The sequence below is a fragment of the Anaerovibrio sp. genome (genome assembly GCF_024697385.1).
Taxonomy (GTDB): domain Bacteria; phylum Bacillota; class Negativicutes; order Selenomonadales; family Selenomonadaceae; genus Anaerovibrio.
Map to the genome: position 1 here is coordinate 1 of NZ_JAILFV010000093.1, position 2,716 is coordinate 2,716.

The 2,716-nt window shown below is 35.2% G+C and carries 3 protein-coding genes; all 3 read left to right on the top strand.

Features of this window, described 5'->3' with window-relative positions; all coding sequences use genetic code 11:
* Nucleotides 1-167 precede the first annotated feature (167 nt).
* A complete protein-coding gene (locus tag K6C05_RS04685) occupies nucleotides 168-1,196 on the top strand; it encodes a DNA cytosine methyltransferase (protein ID WP_296731851.1) in 1,029 nt (342 codons plus the stop codon).
* A complete protein-coding gene (locus K6C05_RS04690) occupies nucleotides 1,196-2,110 on the top strand; it encodes an Eco47II family restriction endonuclease (protein ID WP_296731853.1) in 915 nt (304 codons plus the stop codon). Before K6C05_RS04685 ends, K6C05_RS04690 begins: the two co-directional genes overlap by 1 nt.
* A 28-nt stretch (nucleotides 2,111-2,138) precedes the next feature.
* Nucleotides 2,139-2,716 (top strand): hypothetical protein (locus tag K6C05_RS04695; RefSeq protein ID WP_296731856.1); only part of this gene is annotated, 578 nt, incomplete at its 3' end.

Here is a 2,716-nt window from a genome sequence, read left to right on the forward strand (position 1 = left end):
TTTGCTGTCGCCTTATTTTGTGGGCAATAAATGGGACAGTATATTTGTTAATATAATAATGAAATCATAAAACACGCTAAAAATAAGCGATTTGAGCACTGTCGAAAAAAGCAAAATTATGGTAAAATATAAAAAGCGAGTAATTGAATAGAATGGGGAGAATTCCTATGTATACAACAATAGAATTATTTGCAGGCGCTGGAGGGCTAGCCTTAGGTATTGAACAGGCTGGTTTTGAAACGCTTGGTTTGGTTGAATTTGATAAAAATGCAGCTGATACACTTAAAAAAAATAGACCTAATTGGCGTGTAGATAATGAGGATATTGCTAATATTTCATGTTTGGATTTAGAAAAGTATTATTCTATAAAAAAAGGTGAACTTGATTTATTATCTGGAGGACCACCATGCCAATCCTTTTCATATGCGGGAAAACGTCTTGGTTTAGATGATGCCCGAGGAACACTTTTTTATCACTATGCTATGTACCTTGAAAAATTACAACCTAAAATGTTTTTGTTTGAAAATGTTCGAGGCTTGTTGACTCATGATCATGGTAAAACATACGAAACAATATTTAACATATTAGAAAAAGCTGGTTATGTGGTGGATAAGAAGGTTCTTAATGCGTGGGATTATGGTGTTCCACAGAAACGAGAAAGACTAATCACAATAGGTATAAGAAAAGATCTTGTAAAGGATATTTCCTTTAAATTTCCAGAACCTCATGATTATAAACCAGTTTTAAGAGATGTATTGCTAGATTGTCCTGATGGTCCTGGTGTTCCATATGGTGAAACCAAAAGAAAGATATTTGAGTTGGTACCTCCAGGTGGCTATTGGAGAGACATAGATCCCAAGATAGCAAAGGAATATATGAAAAGCTGTTGGGATATGGGAGGAGGAAGAACAGGAATACTTAGAAGAATGAGTCTTGATGAACCATCATTAACTGTTTTGACATCTCCTTCACAAAAGCAGACAGAAAGATGCCATCCTTTAGAAGCGAGACCTTTTAATGTTAGAGAAAATGCAAGAATACAAACATTTCCTGATGATTGGGAATTCTGCGGAAATGTATCTTCTCAATATAAGCAGGTTGGAAATGCTGTTCCGGTTAATCTTGCGAAGGAGATTGGAAAAGAAATTCATAATTCGCTTGATATGCTGAATTATGAAAAGAAGGAGGCGATTTAATGGGCGAGTGGTCTCTTAGGTTTATTTCAGAAGAGAATTTTACCAGGCATGTAATGGCTACAATAGAAAAGTATGGCGAGAAACTTGATTCGTATGACATAAAAAAGTTTAATAGTAATACTATTGATCCAATTAAGATGATTTTTGATAAAACTGTATATCAGACGTCATGGGAAGAAATGATTGGAAATGAAATCTATCGTCAAAGAGATAAAGCAAATAATAATGATATAGGTTATTTTCATCAGAGGATTTTTCAATTTTTGAATAATTGCCGTGTCCCTGAAAATGGAAAAGAAGGTGGATGGGACGTAATATATCATGATGATAATGGGATTGCTTTGCCGGATGGAGATATTGTTCATACAGTTTATGTTGAGATGAAAAACAAGCATAATACAATGAATTCTGCGGCTGCCGGAAAAACATATATAAAAATGCAAAATCAGTTATTAAATGACGATGATTGTGCTTGTTTTCTAGTTGAGGCAATTGCAAAAAAATCTCAAAACATCAAATGGGAAACTACTGTTGATGGAAAAAAAGTATCCCATAAGAGAATTAGACGAGTGAGTATTGATCAGTTCTATGGCTTAGTAACTAAAGAAGAAGATGCATTTTTCCAGATGTGCATGGTCTTGCCTAAGGTTATAGAAAAAGCTGTAAGTCAGGAATTGGATAATAAGATTCCGCATGATACGGTAATTGATGAATTAAGAAGAATTGCTGAAAGTACAGGAGAAAAATCAGAAGATATAGCAATGGCAATAGCTATATATCTTCTAGGATTTAGTACATATAAAGGGTTTCCAGACTTAGCTGGATCAATAACAAGTTTAGAACAAAGGGAACAGGAATTATTACAACGATTGTATATGTATGCTAAGGCATATAACAACCATCGCACGGAATAGTAAGATTATTTGAAGACAGGTATATTTGATGAATACAGTTGCTTTTGAAGATTTAAAAAGTGCGGATTTAATTGTGGACACAGTATATCGTGGTGGTAAGGTGAGTGGAAAAGGCTCAGAAGTATTGTCTAAATTACTTCCAGGATGTAGCAATTCAGGCGGTTTTCGAAAGATTATGAGAAAAGATGGATCGGGACTGCCTGCTTATGTTGTGCTTTATACTTCAATGCAAGAACTGGCATGGCCGGATTATTTGGATGAAGAGACTGGAATTTTCAGGTATTATGGGGATAATCGTAATCCAGGAAAAGCTTTACTTGATACACCAAGAAAAGGTAATCAGCTATTGGAGTTTGTGTTTGATTGCCTAAATAGTAAGGATGGATCTATTAATAGTATTCCTCCGTTTTTTATATTCAAGAAAACAGGAAGTGGCTGGGATGTTAAATTTCTCGGGTTGGCGGCACCTGGTAATCCTAAGATTTCACCGGACAAAGATTTGGTCGCTTTCTGGCGCACTATGGATGAGGAAAGGTTTCAGAACTATGAAGCATATTTCACTGTATTAGAAACTGGAATCCCTATAGATAGAAAATGGCTGAATGC

Bases quoted from the DNA above. Each gene is read 5' to 3' on its own strand.
- K6C05_RS04685 (WP_296731851.1), top strand. From the start codon at position 168: ATGTATACAACAATAGAATTATTTGCAGGCGCTGGAGGGCTAGCCTTA.
- K6C05_RS04690 (WP_296731853.1), top strand. From the start codon at position 1,196: ATGGGCGAGTGGTCTCTTAGGTTTATTTCAGAAGAGAATTTTACCAGG.